This is a genomic window from Pantoea sp. GM_Pan_4, from assembly GCF_026541005.1.
Lineage (GTDB): Bacteria > Pseudomonadota > Gammaproteobacteria > Enterobacterales > Enterobacteriaceae > Pantoea > Pantoea dispersa.
In genome coordinates, this window is sequence record NZ_JALNUZ010000001.1 from 413,120 (window position 1) to 436,254 (window position 23,135).

General features: G+C 60.1%; 18 protein-coding genes. 12 read left to right on the plus strand and 6 right to left on the minus strand.

The annotated features are described in order from the left end of the window. Positions 1-2: 2 nt before the first annotated feature. A complete protein-coding gene (locus tag OXR61_RS01995) occupies positions 3-2,975 on the plus strand; it encodes a virulence factor SrfB (RefSeq protein ID WP_021506150.1) in 2,973 nt (990 codons plus the stop codon). Next, positions 2,972-5,344, plus strand: coding sequence for a virulence factor SrfC family protein (locus OXR61_RS02000; RefSeq protein ID WP_021506151.1), 2,373 nt, complete (start codon positions 2,972-2,974; stop codon positions 5,342-5,344). The genes OXR61_RS01995 and OXR61_RS02000 overlap by 4 nt, the downstream gene beginning before the upstream one ends. Here the strand turns inward: OXR61_RS02000 and OXR61_RS02005 are convergent, their stop codons facing one another. From OXR61_RS02005 to OXR61_RS02015, 3 genes are all read right to left on the minus strand, one after another. Then, positions 5,345-5,614, minus strand: coding sequence for a barstar family protein (locus OXR61_RS02005; protein WP_021506152.1), 270 nt, complete (start codon positions 5,612-5,614; stop codon positions 5,345-5,347). Between the two features lie 2 nt (positions 5,615-5,616). Continuing rightward, complete coding sequence (locus OXR61_RS02010) at positions 5,617-6,051, minus strand: ribonuclease domain-containing protein (protein WP_021506153.1); 435 nt, start codon at positions 6,049-6,051, stop codon at positions 5,617-5,619. 87 nt (positions 6,052-6,138) lie between these two features. After that, a complete protein-coding gene (locus tag OXR61_RS02015) occupies positions 6,139-6,489 on the minus strand; it encodes a helix-turn-helix domain-containing protein (RefSeq protein WP_021506154.1) in 351 nt (116 codons plus the stop codon). A gap of 292 nt (positions 6,490-6,781) precedes the next feature. Here OXR61_RS02015 and OXR61_RS02020 point away from each other — a divergent pair, with 292 nt between their 5' ends. Further along, positions 6,782-7,936, plus strand: a complete 1,155-nt coding sequence (locus tag OXR61_RS02020) for an efflux RND transporter periplasmic adaptor subunit (protein WP_031279145.1) — start codon at positions 6,782-6,784, stop codon at positions 7,934-7,936. An 18-nt stretch (positions 7,937-7,954) separates the two neighbouring features. After that, entirely contained in the window at positions 7,955-11,110 is a 3,156-nt protein-coding gene (gene oqxB / locus OXR61_RS02025; RefSeq protein WP_021506157.1) for a multidrug efflux RND transporter permease subunit OqxB, read from the plus strand. A 192-nt stretch (positions 11,111-11,302) separates the two neighbouring features. Here oqxB and OXR61_RS02030 read toward each other — a convergent pair whose 3' ends face one another. Beyond that, positions 11,303-11,788 carry an Rrf2 family transcriptional regulator gene (locus tag OXR61_RS02030; RefSeq protein WP_031279147.1) on the minus strand — a complete coding sequence of 162 codons (486 nt, stop codon included), beginning with the start codon at positions 11,786-11,788 and terminating at the stop codon, positions 11,303-11,305. A 338-nt stretch (positions 11,789-12,126) separates the two neighbouring features. Between OXR61_RS02030 and OXR61_RS02035 the strand changes: the two genes are divergently transcribed. Continuing rightward, complete coding sequence (locus OXR61_RS02035) at positions 12,127-12,522, plus strand: hypothetical protein (RefSeq protein ID WP_155519904.1); 396 nt, start codon at positions 12,127-12,129, stop codon at positions 12,520-12,522. 45 nt (positions 12,523-12,567) lie between these two features. On the opposite strand, the gene OXR61_RS02040 is transcribed toward OXR61_RS02035, so the two are convergent. Further along, on the minus strand, positions 12,568-13,755 hold the full coding sequence (locus tag OXR61_RS02040) for an MFS transporter (protein ID WP_021506160.1): 1,188 nt from the start codon (positions 13,753-13,755) through the stop codon (positions 12,568-12,570). 210 nt (positions 13,756-13,965) lie between these two features. On the opposite strand from OXR61_RS02040, the gene tus reads away from it, so the two are divergent. Further along, the gene (gene tus / locus OXR61_RS02045; protein ID WP_021506161.1) at positions 13,966-14,892 is read left to right on the plus strand and encodes a DNA replication terminus site-binding protein; all 927 of its coding nucleotides are present in this window, start codon (positions 13,966-13,968) and stop codon (positions 14,890-14,892) included. Between the two features lie 48 nt (positions 14,893-14,940). On the opposite strand, the gene fumC is transcribed toward tus, so the two are convergent. Continuing rightward, positions 14,941-16,338 (minus strand): class II fumarate hydratase, encoded by a 1,398-nt coding sequence (gene fumC / locus OXR61_RS02050; RefSeq protein WP_021506162.1) that lies wholly within the window; start codon positions 16,336-16,338, stop codon positions 14,941-14,943. A gap of 197 nt (positions 16,339-16,535) precedes the next feature. Here fumC and manA point away from each other — a divergent pair, with 197 nt between their 5' ends. From manA to OXR61_RS02080, 6 genes are all read left to right on the plus strand, one after another. After that, a complete protein-coding gene (manA, locus tag OXR61_RS02055; protein ID WP_021506163.1) occupies positions 16,536-17,711 on the plus strand; it encodes a mannose-6-phosphate isomerase in 1,176 nt (391 codons plus the stop codon). A gap of 129 nt (positions 17,712-17,840) precedes the next feature. Further along, a complete protein-coding gene (locus OXR61_RS02060; protein ID WP_021506164.1) occupies positions 17,841-19,340 on the plus strand; it encodes a YdgA family protein in 1,500 nt (499 codons plus the stop codon). Between the two features lie 133 nt (positions 19,341-19,473). Then, positions 19,474-20,037 (plus strand): fasciclin domain-containing protein, encoded by a 564-nt coding sequence (locus OXR61_RS02065; protein ID WP_267411205.1) that lies wholly within the window; start codon positions 19,474-19,476, stop codon positions 20,035-20,037. A gap of 43 nt (positions 20,038-20,080) precedes the next feature. Continuing rightward, positions 20,081-20,635, plus strand: a complete 555-nt coding sequence (locus tag OXR61_RS02070; protein ID WP_021506166.1) for a sigma-70 family RNA polymerase sigma factor — start codon at positions 20,081-20,083, stop codon at positions 20,633-20,635. Next, complete coding sequence (locus tag OXR61_RS02075; protein WP_021506167.1) at positions 20,632-21,279, plus strand: anti-sigma factor; 648 nt, start codon at positions 20,632-20,634, stop codon at positions 21,277-21,279. Before OXR61_RS02070 ends, OXR61_RS02075 begins: the two co-directional genes overlap by 4 nt. A gap of 392 nt (positions 21,280-21,671) precedes the next feature. Next, on the plus strand, positions 21,672-23,126 hold the full coding sequence (locus OXR61_RS02080; protein WP_021506168.1) for a methyl-accepting chemotaxis protein: 1,455 nt from the start codon (positions 21,672-21,674) through the stop codon (positions 23,124-23,126). Positions 23,127-23,135: the final 9 nt, after the last annotated feature.

Below are 23,135 nucleotides of genomic sequence, written 5' to 3' on the forward strand. Positions count from 1 at the left end.
CCATGTTGGCTCCCCTGATTGATGACAAACAGAAAATCACGCTGATCGAAGACAGCGGTGTGCAGTTTCTTGATTTTGGTCTGCGCCTGCCCGCGCTACAGGCGCGGCGGCAGTTTGTGCGCCAGACCGCCAACGGCCCGCTGCTGCGTCTCAACGTTGATGGCAACAGCGGCAAGTTTCTGCTCTATCCGCAGGATGGCGGTGCCGCTGAGGTGGTGCGTCCGGAAACCGATATCGCGCTGGCCGATTCCCTGACGCTGCTGGCCGGGCAGTGGCTGCCGCTGCCGGTGCTGCGCTGTTCCAGTGGCCGTCGTTTCATCGGTGGCCCGGATAACTGGGCGCGTCTGCGCCTTGCGCCGCTCAGCCAGCCCGACGCGGCGGGCAATACCCATCGCATCACCCTCGCCTTCGATACGCGCCTGGTGGCCGACACGGACGGCGGTGAGCAGCTGGGGTTGAGCAAAGCCGATGCGCAGAACGGCGTCAGCTTTGCGCTGGCGTGGCACAACTATGAACTGGGCGAGTTCCTCGACCTCACCTGGGTTGACGGCTGGCTGCGCGAGACGTTCAGCCAGCAGGTGTATGCGCTGGAATCACGCCGCGAGCAGGAAGTAAACCAGGCGCTGCGCGAATTTGAATATCAGGCGCACTATCTCAACGTGCTGGAACTGCTGGGCGAACAGCTCGATCTGGCAGAAATCACTATCCAGGCGGCCTCACCGCAAACGCCGGCGGTCAACGTGGATATCATTCTCGACGTCGGCAACTCGCATACCTGCGGCATTCTGGTGGAAGATCACCCCGAAGAGAGCAACGGCCTGCGCCAGACCTATGAGCTGCAGTTGCGCGATCTGTCGCAGCCGCACCAGGTCTACAACGAGCTGTTCGACAGCCGACTGGAGTTTGCCGAGACGCACTTTGGCAAAGCCAACTTCTCGCTGGAGAGCGGTCGTGAAAACGCGTTTATGTGGCCCTCACTGACCCGCGTCGGTCGCGAAGCCAGCCGCCTGGCGCTGCAGCGCGCCGGCACTGAGGGCAGCACCGGCCTCTCCAGCCCGCGCCGCTACTTATGGGACGAAGCGCGTTATCAGCCAGGCTGGCGCTTCAACGCCAGCGGCGGCAGCGACGAGCCGCAGGCCACCGCGCTGCCGTTTACCCTGTTGCTCAACGATGAGGGGCAGCCGCTGCATGCCCTGCCGGAAGATGACCGCCTGCCGGTGTTTTCTGCCAGCTACAGCCGCAGCTCGCTGATGACCTTTATGCTGTGTGAACTGCTGGCGCAGGCCATGATGCAGATGAACAGCGTGGCCCAGCGCCAGCGTATGCCGCAAAGCCAGGCGCCGCGCCAGCTGCGTCATGTGATCCTGACGCTGCCGTCGGCCATGCCGAAGCCGGAGCGGGAAATTTTCCGTCGCCGCATGCAGGAAGCCATCGCGCTGGTGTGGAAAGCCGAAGGCTGGCATCCGGCCGACGCCGCGTTTGACGCCGCCAGCCAGGCACACAGCCTGCGGCCGGTACCAGATGTGCAGATGGAGTGGGATGAAGCCACCTGCGGTCAGATGGTGTGGCTGTTCAACGAAACCCAGGTGAATTTTGCCGGTCGCGCGGAAGATTTCTTCAGTAGCATGGCGCGCCCGGATCGCCCGCGCGAAGCGGATGAGCTGCCGGGCAAAAGCCTGCGCATCGCCTCGATTGATATCGGCGGCGGCACTACCGACCTCGCCATCACCCAGTATCGTCTGGATGATGGTCAGGGCAACAACGTGAAAATCACCCCGCGCCTGCTGTTCCGGGAAGGGTTTAAAGTGGCCGGCGATGACATTCTGCTGGACGTGATTCAGCTGTGGATCCTGCCCGCGCTACAGCAGAGTCTGCAAAAAGCCGGCCTGGCGCTGGCGGAACCGCTGATGAACAAGCTGTTTGGACACGACAGCCGCATGGACGGTCAGGCCACGTTGCGCCAGCAGGTCACCCTGCAGCTGTTTATTCCGCTGGCGCAGGCGGTGCTGGAGCGCTATGAAAACTGGAATCCGCTCGACAGCCACAGCGAAATTAACGCGCTGTTTGGCGAGCTGGTGCCGCAGAAGCCAGCCAGCAGCGTGCTGGCGTTTGTCAACGGAGAGATTCAGCGCACGCTCGGCGGCGATAGCCGTTTCGATCTGCTTGACGTGCCGCTGGTGGTGAGCATGGCGCAGTTGCATGCTGAGTTCCTGCAGCACCGGATGGCGATCATCCCGGCGCTGCGCGCCATGTGCGAAGTGGTTTCTCTCTATCAGTGCGATGTGCTGCTGCTGACCGGTCGCCCGTCGCGCTTCCCGGGCATTCAGGCGCTGGTGCGTCATTTGCAGCCGCTGCCGGGCAGCCGCATTTTGTCGCTGGAGGGGTATCACACCAGCGACTGGTATCCGTTCAACAAACAGGGACGCATTGATAACCCGAAATCCACCGCGGCGGTCGGTGCCATGCTGTGTCTGCTGGCACTCGATCTGCGTCTCAGCAGCTTCTGGTTCCGCGCCGGCGATTTTGAACCCTACTCGACCATTCGCTATCTTGGCGTACTGGATGAAAACGCCACGCTGAGCGATGACAATCTGTGCTACAGCGAGATTGATCTCGACAGCCACAGCTTCGCGCTGGACCGTAAAAGCAGCTTCCGCATTCGCGGTAACGTCTGCCTCGGTTTCCGCCAGCTGGAGAACGACCGCTGGCCGGCGACACCGCTCTACAGCCTGAGCATTACCGATCCGCAACTGGCGCGCCAGGTAGCGGGCGAAAGCGTGCTGCGCATCAGGCTGGCGGTACAACCGGGACCGGATAACCTCGGCCCGGAGCGGCTGGTACTGAGCGAGGCGCGCATGGACGATGGCACGCGCGTGCCGCTGGAGCAACTGAGTCTGAAACTGAATACGCTGTCGGCCACCGGCAACGCCAATGCGCAATACTGGATCGACAGCGGGAGCGTGTGTAAACGATGAGAACTGCCAAAAAAGCCACGCCGGCGACGCCTGCTAAACGCCTGGGCCTGCTGCAGGAGACGGTTGACGGCGCGCTGAACTGGGTGGAGAGCCACCAGGCGCACTCGCCGCGTCTGGCGCTGGAAGCCGATACGCTGCGGCTCCAGCTGCGGCGCGCCCGCGTTGAGAGCCACGCGCTGGCGCGACAGCTGGCACGGCCGGTCACCCTGGCGCTGTTTGGTCAGTCGCAGGCGGGTAAAGCCTGGCTGCTGAGTGAAATGGTCGGCGACGCGCAGGGCCAGCTGATCGCCCGTCTCGGCGACAAAACCCTGAACTATTTTCAGCACATCAATCCCGGCAATCTCGATTTTGCCATCGCCACCCGTTTCAGCCATCAGCGTGAAGCGCAGTCAGGCGCGTGGCCGCTGGAGATGACGCTGCTGAGCGAAGCCGAGCTGATTCGTCTGATGCTGGCCGGTGCCAGCGCGGACACCCAGCCGGACAGCGCGGCGATTGATGCCGCACTGCAGCGCCTGCAGCGCCATCGCCAGAGCGAGATGCAGCCCGGCCTCGACAGCGACGCGCTGGTGACGCTGTGGGCGTGGCATCGCCGCCAGCCCGATCACGCCGAGGTGCTGGACCGTCATTTCTGGCCGCAGGCGATTGAGCTGGCACCGTGGCTCAACGTGGACGACCGCGTGCAACTGTTTGCGCTGCTGTGGCCGCAGCGTCCGGCGCTGAATGAAACCCTGCGCAGCCTGCTGCATCTGCGCCATCAGCTGCGGCACGCGCCGCGCGTGCTGGCGCCGCTCAGCCTGCTGGTGGATGACGCCTCGCTGCCCGCTGAAAAGCTCATCGGCCATGACGCCGACCTGAACGAATTGATTGAAGTGTGTCCGGTTGTCGCCAACCGCGTGGGCAAACCGCAGTCGGTACCGCTCGGCTGGCTGGCGCTGCTGACGCTGGAAATCACCCTGCCGCTCAGTTCGACGCCGCGTCAGGCGCTGTATGACGAAGCCGATATGCTGGAACTGCCCGCGCCGGGCACGCCCGCCGACCGCGATCAGCAGGATGAGCGCGCAAGGCTGCAGGCGCGTGATGCGCTGCGCGCCAGTCTGCTGGAGCAGAAACGTGCCCTGCTGCCGGGCTTCTATGCCGCCCGTCAGGGCATCGATTTAATGCTGATTTGTACCGCCGCCAGCCAGCGTCAGGATGCGGATCTCGCCGCCAGCGCGCTGCGCGAGTGGCAACTGCAACAGAGCGCGACGGCCAGCGCAGACAAGCCGCGCCTGATTTGGGCGATTACGCCGCACGATGCGCGCTATCAGCAGTCGCAAATCAACGTCGATGAAGCGGTACAGCGGCAGATTGGTCAGCCTGGCCAGAGCTGGGGTTCCATGCTGGCGCGCGATCGCGCCGGCGTCGACCGCATGAGCAGTTGGCTGCAGGATGAGATGCAGCCGGAGGCACGGCGCGACCGGCTGGCGCTACAGCTCAGCACGCTGCAGCAGAAACTGGTGGAGCGTCTGCAGCCGTGGACCGAAGCCAGCGCCACGCCGGAACAGGCCGCGCGGAAACAGGCCATCGCCGATACGCTGCTGAAGTGTTTACAGCATCGCACCGGCCTGCATGGCGAGCTGCTTGAGCGTCTGCAGCCGTCGCGCGAAGCGGTGCGCCAGCTGTGGCTGAGTCAGAGCCACGGCAGCACGCCGTCCACCGGCGGTCAGCCGGCCGCGGTGGAGCAGAGCTATTTTGGTATTGGTTTTGAGTTTGACCTGTTTAACGATGAGCCGGTAACCACCGCCGAACCGCGCAGCAGCAGCGGCCAGCGCGATCAGCAGTTTCCTCAGCAGGTGTTCGCGCTGTGGCTGGCGCACCTGCGTCAGCTGCCGGAGAGCCAGAGCCTGCTGGCGCTGCTCAACGTTGATAAGCCAACGCTGGAACTGCTGGTGGAGGAGCTGATTACCGCCAGCTTCCGTCTGCAGGTGCTGAGCAAACTGCAAAGCGCGCTCAACGAAACAGAGACGCAGGTCAGTGCCCATGAAGCGCGCACCGATCGCCAGGTGTCGCGTGCCATGACGGTGCTGGGTGACTTTGTCGCCTGGCTCGGCTTCCTGCAGCGGGATGAACGTGAACGGCCGCAGAGTCGCGTCAATCGCGGCAGCCCGATTTTCGCCCGCCCGCCGGCGCCCAGCGTCAGCTTTTCGTCAGGCCAGCGTCTGACGCGGCTGTCTGCCGCGCCGGCTAACCACACCGCCTATTACATTTATGACTGGCTGGTGGGGTTAAATTCGCTGATCGTCGAGAATAACGGCTACACCGGCGGCGGCGATTTGCCGGCCAGCGCACGCCAGACGCTGGCGATTATGCTGCTGCCGCTGCACGCGTAGTCAGTGAGTAATCAGGCGCAGCTCGCCCGCCAGCTGCTGCGCCGCCTCTTCCAGCAGCGCCAGCACCGGGGCAAACTCCGCACTGGCGCTGACCTCGGCGACATGCTGCAGATGCAGCGTTGCCGGCAGCGCCATGCCGCCGGTTAGCCAGTCCCACAGCGCATCCAGATTGTAGCCAAAGCATTCACCGCAGCCGCTCTGTTCGACCAGCGCCTGATAAAAGGCCTGGCGCGTGCCCAGCGTGCGAAAATCAAAATGGAGTGTCAGCATAGTCAGGGTACCGGCGTGAAGCTGCGATAGTGATCGGTAGTGAGAAAGATCAGCCCATCAGAAGAGTAAAGCAGACGATCGGCATCGCGGTGGCCGCAGTCGTAATTGACGTCCGCTTCATACCACTGCCGTCCCGCCTGCATCGGCAGCCGCCGTTCGCGGTTACTGAAGCGATCGCCGCCAATCGCCCGTCCTGGCAACACCTCACACAGGTTACCCTGCGCCGGGTTCCAGCCCTGACGACGTGCCGCGCTTTTGGTGAGATAAAAATCAGGCAAACGGTGGTGCTGCTGGAGCCAGCGCGCCACGCGATGTGCATCGGTCAGTTGCGCAATATCCGTCTGTTTTTCTGGTGCAGTACCGCTCAGATGGGGCTTCAGCCCGATCCAGCAAACCACCAGCGCAAACAGTAATCCAATCCAGAGTTTTTTCGACATAGTGACATCCTGAAAAGCAGGACGCCGATAATAGCAGGTTTCAGGCGGGGAAAAACGCGGGCCAGCATGGCTGGCCCTGGCGGAGGTTTACTGCTGCATCGCGCTCGGGGTGTGCGCGGCGTGACGACGCCATGCGCCCGGAGCCACGCCATACTGGCGCTTGAAGCTGCGGTTAAACGACTGCTGTGAATCGAACCCCAGCGAAATGGCCACGTTAAGGATCGGTTCGTTGGTGGTGGTCAGGCGGTCGGCCGATTTTTTCAGCTTCTTAGCCCGGATGTACTCACCCAGCGGATAGCCGGTGTGCTCTTTGAACATACGCTGCAGGTGCCACTTCGAATAGCCGGCGCGCCCCGCTACGGTGTCCAGATCCAGACGTGCTTCAATGTTGTTATCAATCCAGTCGATCAGATCGTGAATAAAAGCGTCGCTCATCATCCCATTCTCTCCCGTCGCCATGGCGAACAGTATCAGTATCAGTTGCAATTACACTTTAAGGGTGACTGACTATCGCACTTAATGCAAGTTTTATTATTGCATTAAATGCCGCACTCGCCGTAGGGGCTTTCGCTACCTGTTACGAATTGATCAAAACCGCACATAAAGTGTATCAGATATTCTTGCAGATGCAGTTCGCCCAAGCCTACACTCCTGTGGTTTTAATGCAATCTTAAAAGTTGCAGATTTTTCGTACGTCTCCTTTCTTTTTCACCAACGCGGAATAACAACAATGCATCTGCAAACATATGGGGTTCGTCGGGCCGTAAGCCTGTCAGGAGTGATGTTGCTGGGAAGCCTGCTGGCCGGTTGTGATCGCGGTGTGGCGCAAAATGCGCCGCCGCCTCCGCCCGAAGTGAGTGTCGCGCAGGTGGTGCAACAAAAAGTCAGCCAGTGGGATAGCTTCAATGGCCGCATTGAAGCGGTGCAGAGCGTGCAGCTGCGTCCGCGCGTCTCGGGCTACATCGATCAGGTTAACTATCGCGAAGGCGATGAGGTGAAGAAAGGTCAGGTGCTGTTTACCATTGATGACCGCACCTACCGCGCCACGCTGGAGCAGGCGCAGGCCGAACTGGCCAGCGCGCGTAGCCAGGCGGCGCTGGCCCGCAGCGAGTCGGCCCGTACCGACAAGCTGATCGGCACCCAGGTGGTGTCGCGCGAAGAGTGGGAACAGCGGCGTTCGACCGCCAGTCAGGCGCAGGCCAGCGTGCTGGCCGCCCAGGCGGCAGTCGATATGGCGCAGCTGAACCTCGACTTTACCCGCGTCACCGCGCCAATTGATGGTCGCGCCAGTCGGGCGATGATCACCACCGGTAACCTGGTGACCGCCGGCGACAGCGCCAGCGTTCTCACCACGCTGGTTTCGCAGGACCGCATGTACGTCTACTTTGACGTCGACGAAGCGATTTATCTGCAGTACCAGGCGATGGCGCGTCAGGGCCAGAACCGCGGTTCGCTGCCGGTAGAGATTGCGCTGACCGGCGAACAGGGCTATCCGCACCGCGGCACCGTTGATTTTCTCGATAACCAGCTGACCGCCAGCACCGGCACCATTCGCATGCGCGCCACGCTCGACAATCAGCAGCGTCAGTTTACCCCAGGCCTGTTTGCCCGCGTGCGGCTGCCGGGCAGCGCAGAATTTAACGCGCTGCTGGTCGACGACCGCGCGGTGCTGACCGACCAGGATCGTAAATACGTTTACGTGGTTGATGCGCAGGGCAAAGCCGAACGCCGCGATGTTCAGCTGGGCGATCTGGCTAACGGCCTGCGTATTGTGCAGCAGGGTCTGAAGCCAGGCGACAAGGTGATTGTCAACGGTCTGCAGAAAGTGTTCATGCCCGGTATGCCGGTAAAAGCGCAGCCGGTGGCCATGCGCTCCGCTCAATAATAATCGAGACTGCCCGTTATGGATTTCTCCCGCTTTTTTATCGACCGACCGATTTTCGCCGCGGTCCTGTCGATTTTGATATTTACCACCGGACTGATCGCCATTCCGCTGTTGCCGATCAGTGAATACCCCAACGTGGTACCACCCAGCGTGCAGGTGCGCGCAGAATATCCCGGTGCCAACCCCAAAGTGATTGCTGATTCGGTGGCAACGCCGCTGGAAGAAGCGATCAACGGGGTGGAAAACATGATGTACATGAAGTCGGTGGCCGGCTCAGATGGCGTGCTGGTTACCACCGTGACCTTCCGCCCGGGGACCGATCCCGATCAGGCGCAGGTCCAGGTGCAAAACCGCGTGGCACAGGCTGAAGCGCGTCTGCCGGAAGAGGTGCGTCAGCTCGGCCTGACCACCCAGAAGCAGTCACCTACCCTGACGCTGGTGGTGCATCTGTTCTCGCCCCACGGCAAGTACGATTCGCTCTATCTGCGTAACTACGCCACGCTGAAGGTGAAAGATGAGCTGGCGCGTCTGCCGGGCGTCGGCCAGATTCAGATCTTCGGTGCCGGTGACTACGCGATGCGCGTCTGGCTCGACCCGAATAAAGTGGCGGCGCGCGGCATGACCGCCGGCGACGTGGTCAGCGCCATGCAGGAGCAGAACGTGCAGGTTTCTGCCGGGCAGCTGGGCGCAGAGCCGACGAAGAAAGAGAGCGATTTCCTGCTGTCGATCAACACCCAGGGGCGGCTGGAAGATGAGGCGCAGTTTGGCAACATCATCCTGAAAACCGCCGATGACGGCACGCTGGTGCGCCTGCGTGACGTGGCGCGCATCGAGATGGGCTCCGGCAGCTATGCCCTGCGTTCGCAGCTGAACAACAAGGATGCGGTTGGTATCGGTATCTTCCAGTCGCCGGGTGCAAACGCCATCGACCTGTCGAATGCGGTACGCGCCAAGATGGCCGAGCTGGCAACGCGCTTCCCGGATGACGTGCAGTGGGCCGCGCCTTATGACCCGACGGTTTTCGTGCGTGATTCGATCCGCGCCGTGGTCCAGACGCTGTTCGAAGCCATCGTGCTGGTGGTGCTGGTGGTGATTCTGTTCCTGCAGACGTGGCGCGCCTCGATCATCCCGCTGCTGGCCGTGCCGGTGTCGGTGGTCGGTACCTTCAGCGTGCTCTATCTGCTGGGCTTTTCGCTCAATACCCTGAGTCTGTTCGGGCTGGTGCTGGCGATTGGGATCGTGGTCGATGACGCCATCGTGGTGGTGGAGAACGTCGAGCGTAACATTGAACAGGGCTTAACACCGGTGGCGGCGGCTCACCAGGCGATGCGCGAGGTCTCCGGGCCGATTATCGCCATCGCGCTGGTGCTGTGTGCAGTATTTGTGCCGATGGCCTTCCTCTCGGGCGTAACCGGTCAGTTCTATAAACAGTTTGCCGTGACCATTGCCATTTCGACGGTGATTTCGGCGATTAACTCGCTGACGCTCTCTCCGGCGCTGGCGGCGAAACTGCTGAAGGCGCACGGTGCGCCGAAGGACCTGCCGACGCGCCTGATCGATCGTCTGCTGGGCTGGGTGTTCCGGCCGTTTAACCGCTTCTTCCAGCGCAGCTCAGACGGCTATGAATCGATGGTCGGCAAAACCCTGCGCCGGCGCGGTGCGGTGTTTGGCGTATACGTGCTGCTGCTGGCCGGTGCCGGCTTCATGTTCCACACCGTGCCAGGCGGCTTTATTCCGACGCAGGATAAGCTGTACCTGATTGGTGGCGTGAAGATGCCGGAAGGCTCATCGCTGGCGCGTACCGATGAAGTGATTCGTAAGATGAGCGAAATCGGCATGGACACCGAAGGCGTGGCCTACTCCGTCGCCTTCCCCGGCCTGAATGCGCTGCAGTTCACCAATACGCCCAATACCGGCACGGTGTTCTTCGGTCTGAAACCATTCAGCGAGCGCAGCCGCACTGCGGCGGAAATCAATGCTGAGATCAACGCGAAAATTTCCAAAATCCAGCAGGGCTTCGGTTTCTCCATCATGCCACCGCCGATCCTCGGTCTGGGCCAGGGATCGGGCTATTCGCTGTATGTGCAGGACCGCGCGGGCCTCGGCTATGGCGCACTGCAAACCGCGATTAATACGCTGTCCGGTGCGGTGATGCAGACGCCAGGCATGATGTTCCCGATCTCCTCCTATCAGGCCAACGTGCCGCAGCTGGATGTGCAGGTCGATCGCGACAAAGCCAAAGCACAGGGCGTATCGCTGACCGATCTGTTCACGACGCTGCAGGTGTATCTGGGTTCGTCTTACGTCAACGACTTCAACAAGTTTGGTCGTACCTGGCGTGTGATGGCGCAGGCCGACGGGGATTTCCGCGACAGCGTGCAGGATATCGCGAACCTGCGCACCCGTAACGATCGCGGTGAGATGGTGCCGATTGGCAGCATGGTGAACATCACCACCACCTACGGTCCGGACCCGGTGATTCGCTATAACGGCTATCCGGCGGCCGACCTGATTGGCGATGCCGATCCGCGCGTGCTCTCTTCTGCGCAGGCGATGGAGAAACTCGAGGCGATGTCCAGCCAGGTGCTGCCGAACGGCATGAATATCGAATGGACCGACCTGAGCTATCAGCAGGCAACCCAGGGCAACACCGCGTTTATCGTGTTCCCGGTGGCGGTGCTGCTGGCGTTCCTGGTACTGGCGGCGCTGTATGAGAGCTGGACGCTGCCGCTGGCGGTGATCCTGATCGTACCGGTGACGATGCTGTCCGCACTGGTCGGCGTGTGGCTGACCGGCGGCGATAACAACGTGTTTGTCCAGGTCGGTCTGGTGGTGCTGATGGGGCTGGCATGTAAGAACGCCATCCTGATCGTCGAGTTCGCCCGCGAACTGGAGATGCAGGGCAAAGGGATTGTGGAGTCGGCGCTGGAAGCCTGTCGCCTGCGTCTGCGCCCTATCGTTATGACCTCCATCGCCTTTATCGCCGGCACCGTGCCGCTGATTCTGGGCGAAGGTGCGGGCGCCGAAGTGCGTGGCGTCACCGGCATCACCGTGTTCTCGGGCATGCTGGGGGTTACGCTGTTTGGCCTGTTCCTGACGCCGGTGTTCTACGTGACGCTGCGTAAGCTGGTGACGCGCAAACAGCAGCCGGCGGTGGAAACGCAGACGGTGTAAACGCTAAGGAGTAAAACCCATCCGGGCCATCGTGCCCGGATTTTTTTTGCCTGCCGCGGCATGACGATATTACACAGCAACAGTGCGCCTCTGCGCCAGAGCACAGCAGCGGGATTTCACAGGATTTACAGGGGTAGATTGCGCGTGCAGAAGCGGAATGGAAAGGTGCGCATCAGCAATGCGCACGCGAGGTTAGCGGTCTTTTTTGCAGAGTTCGGCGATTTCGAGGTCAGGCAGCGGTTCGCAGTTGCTGGTATCGTGCTTTTTCAGCTCGTTAAGGGCATCGGCGACGGTGCGGGTTTCCAGCACTTTAAGCGACGCCTCTTCCGCTTGTTCCGCGATCGATTTGAAGTACCAGCACAGGTTGGCGCTGACCAGGCAGCGCGGTGCGACATCGGGGCGCGACGCCCACAGTTTTTTGTCTTCAATCACTGAGGTGTAGATATCGCGCAGCGTGATCTCAGCGGCCGGACGACCCAGATGGATCGAGCCGGTACGGCCAAGCGTCGAGACAATGATGCCATCGCGCGTTAACGGAACCATGAGTTTCCGAATGAAACTGGGGTTCGCTTCAAGACCGTACGCCAGAATGGCACTGGTCGAGCGTTTACCCAATTGCTCCGCCATCGCTACGCTCAAAACCATCTGCAAAGCTGTCGGGAAGCGGTAATCTAGCATTTCTGTTTCCTGAGTTGCGGCCTATCTTCTTGTTTTCATACCGCGGCAGTGAATAATCAATGAGCAATAAATATAACAAACACTGTTGCTTTTTAGAATACCGAAAATGCTTTCCACCCGTGACTAACCTGCGCTAATACCCGCTTTGATATCGATTTAAGCTATTGAATTTATATGAAAATATTCCAGTATGACATGCCACTGGCCGCTTTAGCACTCTGAGCCTTGCGCAACAATATGAGCGATGTGTCACTTTTTTGCCCCCACCGCTGTAGCTGCGGGCTGGTGAAGGACGTTGTGACAAAGGGACGTTTATTTCTGCACGGGTGTCGCGCCGTGTGCGCAACCGACCTTCAGACAAGCCATTGTTTCTGTGTAAGAAACAAAAACACACCGGCGAAGGGGGCGGCGTCAGGGTCGATAAACCGTCTTCTGAAAGGAATAATATTGATCCGGGTCATGATTCCCTTGCTATTTTTTGCACAAAATGCGCGCCGTTACTATTTTCAAGGCGCGAAATAATGTCTGTATTATCCCCGGTCGTTGGCGCGTTATTGCTGACCGTTCTCCCGCTGACGGTGGGCATCATCACGGCGGCAACCAGCTGCCTGAACGCACCAACCTTATGGCAATGCGTACGGATGGCACCGCTGCCTTTCATTGTCTCGGCTGGCTGCACTCTGCTGTTAAGCGCGTTGTGTTGCCTGCTGCAATATCTGACGGATCGCCACTAAAGCGCAGCAGCGGCCATCTCTGCCCGTTAGCCGTCAGTGGTGATTTCAACCTGCGGATTCCGGAGCGCCTGCCGGCAATTTCCGCTTCAGCACCACCACCAAAAGCACGTTGATAAGCGCCAGCGCACATAACAGCCACAGCGTAGCCTGCGCACCGGAATGCTGGAAAATATAGCCGCCAATCAGCGGTGTGAGCGCCTGACCAATCAGCGCCGGTCGCGCCATGCGGCCAACCACAATGGCGTACTCTTCCGGTTTTACCATCGCCAGCGGCAGCGTACCGCGCACGATAGCCCGCAAGCCATTCCCTGCACCGTACAGCACCATACTCACCAGCGCCCACGCGGGATAACAGGCCAGCAGCAGTAATCCCAGTGCCACCAGCCCGACCGAGAAGAAAGTGGTCCAGATGGGATGGCCGCGTTTGAACGCCATATCGACAATGCGCGACGCCACCTGGCACGGCCCCAGCAGCGTGCTGATCGCCAGCGCGGCGCTCAGCGAATGCCCGCTCGCCTGCAGCAGGGTAATCAGCTGCACCGATATCGCCGTCATGATCACCGACGCGAGGGTAAATATGCTGCACAGCAGCCAGAACAGCGTGGGAGCCAGTGAATTCTGTGCGGTATGCTGTTGCCTGGTTTTTGGCATCGATGGCGTGCGCGGCGCCGGCAGCGCATACAGGTAAGCCGGCAGCACCGCCAGACACAGCAGCGCGGCAATAGCCAGACAGGCGCCGCGCCACTCCAGCCAGTGGATCAGCAGCGCGATGCCGGGCCACACCAGCGAGGTGCAGAATCCTGAAATCAGCGTAATACCGGTAATCGCGCCGCGCGCCTGGCCGCCATATAAGGTGCCCAGCGTGGCGAACAGCGCGTCATACAGGCCCATCGCCATGCCCGCGCCGATAATCAGCCAGGCGAACAGAAACAGCGGCAAATTGTGGCTCAGCGCCATGATCACCAGCCCGAGCGCCATCACCGCCCCGCTCGCCGCCAGCAGCCGGCGACCCTGTGCGCGGGCAATCAGCCGGCCGCACAGCGGTGCCAGCAGGCCCGAGACCAGAATGCCGAGCGAAAGTGCGCCATACACCCACTGCTGCGACCAGCCGGTTTCCGCGATGATCGGGTTAGCCATCACGGCCATCAGATAAAACGATCCGCCCCATGACAGGATCTGCACGGCGCCGAGCGTGACGATAGCGGGCGCGCCCGGTTTTGGCTGATACTCCACAGCTAATATCCGTTAACAGGTAAATCACGGTTATAACATGTTCATCCGACAGGAAAAATGCCCGCGCGCCCTGTTGAGCCGAATTCCACGCCGGGGCTTCAGCGACTGGATGGATAAATTTTATTACAGTATGTTGTAACTAGTATGCCTGCTTGCTCGCCGCGTCATTCAGTGCCACCCTTTGGTATGTTGTAACTATGGAGAACCGCGATGGCTCGCTATGATTTAGTGGCTGATTTACACGAATGCGTGAATACGCTGGAGCGCGAACTCACTGCACTGCGCGCGTCGGTTGAACAGCAGCCGCTGTTGCTGGCGCGCGTCTTCAGCCTGCCGGAGATCGAGAAAGGCAAAGAGCATGATGAAATCAACCGCATCGCGGTGACCCAGCATCTCGGTAAACGCGCGCGCGAAATGGCCCTCGCCCACTATTGTCGCCTGTTTATGCAGCATCAGTCAGAAAAACTCAGCACCAAAGCGGCGGTGCGTCTGCCTGGCGCCCTCTGCATTGAGGCGGATGAGGCAGCCAGCCAGCGACTGGAGCAGCAGGTCACGACCATCAACACCCTCAAGCAGCGGCTGGAGCAATTGATTACCGTCGACTCCGGCCTGCCAAGCGAGGCGCGTTTTGAGTTTGTGCACCAGCATCTGCGTGGCCTGATCACGCTCAATGCCTACCGCAGCGTCACGCTACTGCAGGCGCCGGATACGCTGCGTTTTGGCTGGGCGAATAAAAACATCATCAAGAAGGTGACGCGCGAGGCCATCGTCGAGCAGCTGGAGCGCAGCCTGAAGGCGAACCGCGCGCAGGCGCCGTGGACGCGCGAACAGTGGGCTGAGAAAGTGCAGCAGGAGCTGGAGCGGGTGCGGTCATTGCCGGACGGCGCGCAGCTGAAGATCAAGCGGCCGGTCAAAGTGCAACCTATCGCGCGGCTGTGGCGCGCCAGCGAGAAAAAACAGCTGCAGCTGGCCTGCCCCTCGCCGCTGCTGGTGTTGTGCCGCGATCGTACGCAGGTGCCGACGCTGGGTGAACTGCTGGATTACGATGCTGAAAACATCGCGCACCGCTACAAGCCGCTGGCGCAGCCGCTGCATCTGATCATCCCGCGGCTGCATTTATGGAGTGACCGTCTGTAAGGCAAAAAAACAGCGCGACAGGTCGCGCTGTAGTGTCCGGCAGTAAAGCTATTGCTTCATGCTGCCAACCATCTCTTCCGGCCGCACCCATTCGTCAAACTGCGCTTCAGTCAGGTAGCCGAGCTGCAGCGCTGAGGCCTTCAGCGTCAGCCCCTGTTTGTGCGCCTGCTTGGCAATTTCCGCCGCTTTGTCATAGCCGATATGGGTATTCAGCGCGGTAACCAGCATCAGCGACTCGTTGAGCAGCTGATCGATGCGCTCGCGGTTGGGCTCAATGCCCACCGCGCAATGGTGATTGAAGCTGTCCATGCCGTCGGCCAGCAGCCGTACCGACTGCAGGAAGTTGTGGATCACCATTGGCCGGTAGACGTTGAGTTCGAAGTTACCGGATGCACCGCCCATGTTCACCGCCACGTCATTGCCCATCACCTGGCAGCACAGCATGGTCAGCGCTTCACACTGGGTAGGATTGACTTTGCCTGGCATGATCGAGCTGCCGGGCTCATTTTCCGGGATGCTGATTTCACCGATGCCGCAGCGCGGACCGGACGACAGCCAGCGCACGTCGTTAGCGATTTTCATCAGCGAGGCGGCCAGGCCTTTCAGCGCGCCGTGCGCATGCACCAGCGCATCGCAGGTCGCCAGCGCTTCAAACTTGTTGGGCGCAGTGACAAAGGGTTGCTGCGTCAGGTCGGCCAGCGCCTTCGCCACGCGCACCGCATATTCCGGATGGGTATTCAGGCCGGTACCGACCGCGGTGCCGCCCAGCGCCAGCTCGGCGACGTGCGGAATACTGTGTTCAATGTGCTTCAGATTGTGCTCCAGCATGGCAACCCAGCCGGAAATCTCCTGGCCGAGCGTCAGCGGTGTGGCGTCCTGCAGGTGGGTACGACCAATTTTAACGATGTCTTTAAACGCGGCGGACTTCTCGCTCAGGGTATTTTTCAGCACCTCAATTTGCGGAATCAGCTGTTCGCGCAGCGCAATCACCGCGGCAACGTGCATCGCCGTTGGGAACACATCGTTGGAGCTCTGGCTCTTGTTAACATCATCATTAGGATGCACTTTGCGCGACATGCCGCGCTCGCCGCCCAGCAGTTCGCTGGCGCGGTTCGCCAGCACTTCATTCATGTTCATGTTGGTCTGGGTGCCGGAGCCGGTCTGCCAGATGGCCAGCGGGAACTCGTCGCTGTGCTGGTCGGCCAGCACCTCGTCAGCGGCGTCGATAATCGCCCCGGCCCGTTCAGCCGGCAGCAGCCCCAGATCGCGGTTAACCTGGGCGGCGGCGCGCTTGGTCAGCGCCAGCGCGTGCACCAGCGCCACGGGCATCTTCTCGGTGGAGATACGGAAGTGCTCCAGCGAACGCTGCGTTTGTGCGCCCCACAACTTATCTGCCGGAACTTCGATCGGACCCATTGAATCTTTTTCAATGCGGTTGGCTGCCATGACTACGTCTCCTTAGCTCAGATTTTGAGGTTTCCGCCTAAGTCGTCTTCCCGCGACGCCTTAGAGCGAGCAAGATTGTCACATACAAGAAATTAACATTATGCGAGCCCATCGCGTTTATTGCACTTGTTCGTGTATTTTCTATGGCACTTTCTGCTTTAATACGCTTATTTACTTACCGTTATTAAGGGTAAACGATGCAAAAATTGAACAATTCGCTGCAAAATTACGCATGGGGCAGCAAAACCGCGCTGACCGAACTCTACGGCATCGAAAACCCGCAGGGATTGCCGATGGCGGAATTATGGATGGGCGCGCACCCGAAAAGCCCCTCTACCGTTGAAGTGAATGGCGTCACCCGTTCGCTGCGTGACGTGATCAATGACGATCCGCTCGCGACGCTGGGCGCCGCGGTAGCGCAGCGTTTCGGTGAGCTGCCGTTTCTGTTTAAAGTGCTGTGCGCCGATCAGCCGTTATCGATTCAGGTGCATCCCAGTAAAACTGCCGCAGAAGCCGGTTTCGCGCGTGAAAACGCGGCGGGCATTCCGCTCAGCGCCGCCGAGCGCAACTATAAAGATGCTAACCACAAGCCCGAGCTGGTCTATGCCCTGACGCCATTCCAGGCGATGAACGGCTTTCGCGAACTGCCTGAGATTGTCTCGCTGCTGGAGCCGGTCGCGGGCGCGCATCCGCAGATCGCCCATTTCCTCGAAAACGCCAGCGAAGCCGCGTTGGCTAAACTGTTCGCTACCCTGCTGTCGCTGAAAGACGAGAGCAAAACCCACGCGCTCGGCGTGCTGAAATCCGCGCTGAACGCGCGCGAAGGCGAACCGTGGCAGACCATCAAAACCATCGCCAGCGACTATCCGGACGATAATGGCCTGTTCTCACCGCTGCTGCTGAATGTCATCACCCTGCAACCGGGTGAGGCGATGTTCCTGTTCGCCGAAACGCCGCATGCCTATCTGAAAGGCGTGGCGCTGGAAGTGATGGCGAATTCGGATAACGTGCTGCGCGCCGGCCTGACGCCGAAATTCATTGATATCCCGGAACTGCTGGCCAACCTGAAGTTCGAGGCCAAACCGGCGGCGACGCTGCTCACGCAGCCGCAGACGCAGGGCGACAGCCTGATTTTCCCGATCCCGGTTGAAGATTTTGCCTTCGCCATCCATACGCTTTCAGCCACGCCGCAAACGCTGGCGCAGCACAGTGCCGCCCTGCTGTTCTGCATTGAAGGCCAGGCGGTGATTGAAAAGGCCGGGCAGCAGCTGGTACTGCAACCGGGCGAATCCTGCTTTATCGCAGCCAGCGAGTCGCCGGTGAGCGCGGCGGGGACCGGCCGTCTCGCCCGGGTGTTCAACGCGCTGACGTGAGGCGGCTGACGCCTGCAGCATTAACTGCTATTATTTCAAACTATTAATTAAAAAACGCCTGCGGGCGTTTTTCTTCACCCGTCGCGCGGCCCAACGGTATGCGCACGCAAGGATAAGGACGACTCAGCGATGAAAAAGACCAAGGTTGCCGTAGGTGTGATTGTGGCGCTCGGCGTAATCTGGACTGGCGCAGCGTGGTTTACCGGTAAACAGCTGGAAAGCCACATGGATGAGATGCTGCAAAATGCCAACAGCCAGATCAACGCGTACGCGCCGAATAGCCGTCTGACGCTCAGCTATCAGGATTACCAGCGTGGCGTATTCAGCAGCAAAACCAAACTGGTAATTCAGGCCAGTTCGCAGACCGAAGACAATCCGTTGCTGAAGCCGGGCCAAAGCATCGTGCTCAACGAAACCATCGACCACGGTCCTTTCCCGTTTGCTCAGCTGAAGCGCGGCAACCTGATCCCCAGCATGGCCTCGGTGCACACCGAACTGGAAAACACCGATGCGGTGAAGAAACTGTTTGAACTGACTCAGGGCAAATCGCTGGTTAATGCCGATACCCGCGTTGGTTACAGCGGCGCGACCGATACCGCGCTGCACCTGCTGCCGGTGGATTACAGCAATGCGCAGACCGGTGATCGTCTCGCCACCAACGGCGGCACGCTCAACGTCAGCGCGGACAGCAAAGGCGACAAAGTGAGTCTGCAGGGCGACTTCTCCAGCATCGCCGTCACCAGCAAAAACCAGCTGCAGCAGCCGGTGCTGTTTACCCTTAACGGTCTGAAGCTGGGCGGTGACACCCACCTGAGTCCGGAAGGCGTGCGCGTCGGCGACCAGACCATCACGCTGGATAAGCTCGACGCCAGCATCAACGGTCAGGAAGGCCTGACGCTGGAGAAGCTGGACGGGAAGTCCTCGTTCGACAACAAAGACGGCAAGATTGGCGGCCAGATTGATTATCAGGTCGACAACATCAGCCTGCAGAAACAGCCGTTCGGTGAAGCCAAACTGGCAATGAAATTTGCGCAGTTTGATGCTCAGGCGGTGAAAACCTTCTCTGACCAGTACAATGCGCAGATGCAGGATCTGCTGAACCAGCCTGGCGTGGTGGACGATCCTATCCGCTACCAGGCCAGCGTGCAGACCATCCTGAGAAATAACCTGCCGACCCTGCTGAAAGGTTCGCCGACCGTGAGCGTGGCGCCGCTGAGCTGGAAAAATGACAAGGGCGAGAGCACGTTTAACCTTAACGTCGGTTTTAACGATCCGGCGACCGTCACCGGTGAACCGCAGAGTCTGGGTGCCGCCGTGGATCGCGTGCTGAAAACGCTCGACGGCAAGCTGAGCATTAATATGCCGATGGCGACCGAAGTGATGCGTCACGTCGGGCTGGCGGAAGGTTATCAGGGTGATGATGCGCAGAAGCTGGCCGATCAGCAGGTGAAAGGTCTGGCGGCGATGGGCCAGATGTTCCGTCTGACGCAGCAGCAGGACGATAACATCACCACCAGCCTGCAATACGCTAACGGTCAGGTCACCATGAATGGCGACAAAATGACGCTGGAGCAGTTCCTGTCGCGCTACATGTTAGGCGCGCCAACCAGCGAAGGCATGCCAGAGTAATCCCCGCGGCAGCCCGCTCCGGGCTGCCGTTTTCCCCCGGCAAAAAAATTTCACCCTTTTCTGCATCCGTTCAGCCGCACCGTACGTATATCCCTTTGTGAGCACCCTTCTGCTCCTTCAATGAGGATATATGATGAAAAAGTTAATCAGTGATGCCGTCCTGTCTGCCGCCCTGCTTGGCGCGAACGCTGCGATGGCGGCCATGCACGCCGATTCGGTGATGGTAGGCGGCGCGGCAATGTATCCACAAAAAAACATTATTGAAAACGCCCTGAACTCGAAGGATCACACTACGCTGGTCGCCGCCGTTAAAGCCGCGGGTCTGGTCGATACCTTACAGGGCAAAGGCCCGTTTACGGTGTTTGCGCCGACTAACGCCGCCTTTGCCAAACTGCCTGCCGGCACCGTTGATGCACTACTCAAACCGGAAAACAAAGCCAAACTCACCAGCGTGCTGACCTACCATGTGGTCGCCGGTAAATATGATATGAAAGCGCTGGAGCAAAAAATTAAACAGGGTGGCGGTAAAGCCGAATTGAAAACGGTGAATGGTCAGCCGCTGTGGATTATGAGCAACGGGCCACATAATATTCAGCTGAAAGATGGTCAGGGTAATGTGGCGAATATCAGCACTTATGATGTAAATCAGAAAAATGGCGTCATTGACGTTATTGATACCGTTTTGATGCCTGAATAACTGTCTATACTCGGTAAGGTTAAACAAACCGGCCAGGAGTATTATGGACGCCTCTCAGGCTGAGCAACAAATAGCCTTAATACAGGCGGTCGCGAAGCGCGATCGCCTGGCTTTTGAACAGCTGTACCGGCTGACTTCCCCGCATCTGTTTGCGGTAGCGCTGCGCATGTTACGCCAGCGGGCGTGGGCGGAAGAGATTCTGCACGAATGCTACATCACGGTCTGGCACAACGCCGCGTCATTTAATAGCGCGCTCAGTTCTCCCCTGACCTGGATGACGCACATTGTACGCAACCGCTGTATTGACTGGCTGCGCAGCGGCTATGCCAGACAATTCCATGCCGACGAGGCCTGGCTCGACGATTTAAGCAGCACGCCGGGTGACGTCAGTCTGGATGAGCAGCACGATCGCGAGGTTGCCCGCCTGCACCACTGTCTGCAGCATTTGAGCAGTGAACAGCGCCAGTCGATTGCGCTGGCCTATTATCAGGGCTTATCACATAGCGACATTGCCGGGTGGCTGCAGCAGCCGGTCGGCTCGGTTAAAAGCTGGATTCGACGTGGCCTGGACCATCTGCGGGAGTGTGTTGGACGATGAGTGACAAGGTGCAGCGGGATGACGCCCTGGCGGCGGAGTACGCCCTCGGCACGCTGCGCGGCAGCGCGCGATTGCGCTTTCAGCGCAGACTGCAGGCCGAGCCGGTGCTGGCGGCGCAGGTCGCCCGCTGGCAGACGCTGCTGGCGGGTCTCGATCAGGCTCAGCCGCCCGTCACGCCGCCGGAAACGCTGTGGAAAAAAATTGCCCTTTCTCTGCCGCCCGACAAGCACGTCGCCCCCGCACGCCGGACGCTGCCGTGGCTGGCTGCCGCCTGCGTCGCGCTGGGCTTCGCGCTGTCGGCTTACTGGCTGCGCGAGCCGGTTATGACACCGCTGGCGGTGCTGACCGATGCGCAACACAGTCAGCAATGGGTGGTGAGCGCCAGCCGCCGGCAGGACGTGATCAGTCTGGCGCCGCTGCAGGTTAGCGCGGTCAGGGCGGATCAGAGTCTGGAACTGTGGCTGATTCCGCCCGGCCGGGCGCCCGTTTCACTCGGTCTGGTCACCGGAAGTGCGCCGCAGCAGTATCCGATTGAGAAACAGCAGTCGCTGGTTAAGGCGACGCTGGCGATCAGTCTCGAGCCGCACGGCGGTTCGCCAACCGGACGTCCAACGGGCCCGGTGCTTTACAGTGTGAATTTATAATCGGTGATGGTCACGGGTGAAATTAGCGTTAACACGGCAGCGTTTATTATTTGTTGACGCCCAGCGTGTTGCAGGCGGAGTGCTGTTAATCATTGCGGCGTGACTTAAGCTAAATTAACGGGCACTGAACGCTCAATTTCAGCAAACGGCAAAAACAATGAAAGTTTATTTATCCGCCGGCGAGCTTTACTGCCGCGGCCAGGCGAAATAACCCTCTTGTAAATTAATCTGGCATATCTTTGGGAAAGAAATATTTTATCGACGATTCATTTTCTTTTTCAGAATTCCCTGCCATGCTTAAAACGCTAAACCATAGTACGCGATATTATCGCGAACAATAAATAATAACGCTCGACACCATTGTGTCTTAAACGACACCGGGGAAACTCACCATGCAATTTCTTAAAAACTTCACCATTCGCCGGGTTGTGCAGTGCATCCTGGTCGCGGCGCTACTGATTGTGGCGCTGGCCGGGATCTATGGCAGCACGGTGCTGCGCGACATGCATCAGCGCGAACTGCATAACGCCACCCTGACCAGCCAGCTGCTGTTTCTCAATCGCGCAAGTTTAGTGATGGCATCGGGAACCACGGCGGCGAAAGCGGCTGTAGCGGCCGATGCCCCGGCCGATAGCGACTGGGCGCCGCTGCGTACCGCCCTCACCGCATCGCCGGCTGACTTTGCGGTGCCTGCGGCTGAGCGCCTGCATTTCCTGCAGCGCGACATCGCAGCGAATAACCATGCCGACCAGTCCGATCGCCAGCGTCTGCAAATGGCCTTTGGCATTGCTGCACTGCTGATGCTCGCGCTGCTGCTGTTCTGTGACCGTTTTCTGGTCACACATCTGGTACGGCCGCTGGGGGCGCTGCGGGAACATTTCCGCGGCATCGCCGCTGGCGATCTTACGCGGGAACCGCAGGATTTTGGCCGCAACTGTGTGGGTCAGCTGATTCCGCTGGTCAGGCTGATGCAGCAGAGCCTGCTGACCACGGTGCGTGCCGTGCATGACAACACCGACGTGCTACGCAAGGAGTCTGCGGATATCGCCAGCGGCAACGCCGATCTGTCCGACCGCACCACCCGCCAGGCGGCTGCGCTCGAGCAGACCTCGGCCAGCATGGAGCAGCTTAGCGCCACCGTAGAGAAAAATGCCCACAGCGCCGGCGAAGCGCGCGAGCTGGCTGAGGATGCGGCGCGCACCACACGCGACGGCGAAGCGCTGGTCAAAAGCGTGTCAGCGATGATGGCCGATATCGCCGCCGAAGCCGATAAAATCCGTCAGTTTACCGCCACGGTTAACAGCATCGCGTTTCAGACCAATATTCTGGCACTGAACGCGGCTGTTGAAGCCGCCCGCGCCGGCGAGCAGGGACGCGGCTTCGCCGTGGTGGCCGCTGAAGTGCGCACACTGGCACAACGCAGCGCCAGCGCCGCGAAGGAGATCGAAGGGCTGATTAATGGCACCGTGAAGCGCGTTGGCGAGGGCGCGCAGACCGCGCAGCGCGCCGGCGCCATCATGGACAGCGCCACGCAAAGCGTTTCCGCCGTCACGTCGCTGATTGGCCAGATTGCGCTGGCGTCAGACGAACAGAGCAAAGGCATTGCCCAGGTTACGCTGGCCGTGACCGATCTGGATCGCGTCACCCAGCAGAATGCCGCCCTGGTGAAAGAGATTGCCGCCTCGGCCGGCAGCCTGAATGGCCGTACCGGAACGCTGGCTGCGGTGATCAGTCATTTTAACTTTTCTGACAGCCCGCTGGACAGCGCTCAGCCCGCCGGCCAGCGCCCCGTTTCAGCCACCGGCAGCTTCGCGACAGAAAAGCTTGCCGTCTCTGACCCGGCATAGCTCGCAGCC

Bases quoted from the DNA above. Each gene is read 5' to 3' on its own strand.
- OXR61_RS01995 (WP_021506150.1), top strand. From the start codon at position 3: ATGTTGGCTCCCCTGATTGATGACAAACAGAAAATCACGCTGATCGAA.
- OXR61_RS02000 (WP_021506151.1), top strand. From the start codon at position 2,972: ATGAGAACTGCCAAAAAAGCCACGCCGGCGACGCCTGCTAAACGCCTG.
- OXR61_RS02005 (WP_021506152.1), bottom strand. From the start codon at position 5,614: ATGCTGACACTCCATTTTGATTTTCGCACGCTGGGCACGCGCCAGGCC.
- OXR61_RS02010 (WP_021506153.1), bottom strand. From the start codon at position 6,051: ATGTCGAAAAAACTCTGGATTGGATTACTGTTTGCGCTGGTGGTTTGC.
- OXR61_RS02015 (WP_021506154.1), bottom strand. From the start codon at position 6,489: ATGATGAGCGACGCTTTTATTCACGATCTGATCGACTGGATTGATAAC.
- OXR61_RS02020 (WP_031279145.1), top strand. From the start codon at position 6,782: ATGCATCTGCAAACATATGGGGTTCGTCGGGCCGTAAGCCTGTCAGGA.
- oqxB (WP_021506157.1), top strand. From the start codon at position 7,955: ATGGATTTCTCCCGCTTTTTTATCGACCGACCGATTTTCGCCGCGGTC.
- OXR61_RS02030 (WP_031279147.1), bottom strand. From the start codon at position 11,788: ATGCTAGATTACCGCTTCCCGACAGCTTTGCAGATGGTTTTGAGCGTA.
- tus (WP_021506161.1), top strand. From the start codon at position 13,966: ATGGCTCGCTATGATTTAGTGGCTGATTTACACGAATGCGTGAATACG.
- fumC (WP_021506162.1), bottom strand. From the start codon at position 16,338: ATGGCAGCCAACCGCATTGAAAAAGATTCAATGGGTCCGATCGAAGTT.
- manA (WP_021506163.1), top strand. From the start codon at position 16,536: ATGCAAAAATTGAACAATTCGCTGCAAAATTACGCATGGGGCAGCAAA.
- OXR61_RS02060 (WP_021506164.1), top strand. From the start codon at position 17,841: ATGAAAAAGACCAAGGTTGCCGTAGGTGTGATTGTGGCGCTCGGCGTA.
- OXR61_RS02065 (WP_267411205.1), top strand. From the start codon at position 19,474: ATGAAAAAGTTAATCAGTGATGCCGTCCTGTCTGCCGCCCTGCTTGGC.
- OXR61_RS02070 (WP_021506166.1), top strand. From the start codon at position 20,081: ATGGACGCCTCTCAGGCTGAGCAACAAATAGCCTTAATACAGGCGGTC.
- OXR61_RS02075 (WP_021506167.1), top strand. From the start codon at position 20,632: ATGAGTGACAAGGTGCAGCGGGATGACGCCCTGGCGGCGGAGTACGCC.
- OXR61_RS02080 (WP_021506168.1), top strand. From the start codon at position 21,672: ATGCAATTTCTTAAAAACTTCACCATTCGCCGGGTTGTGCAGTGCATC.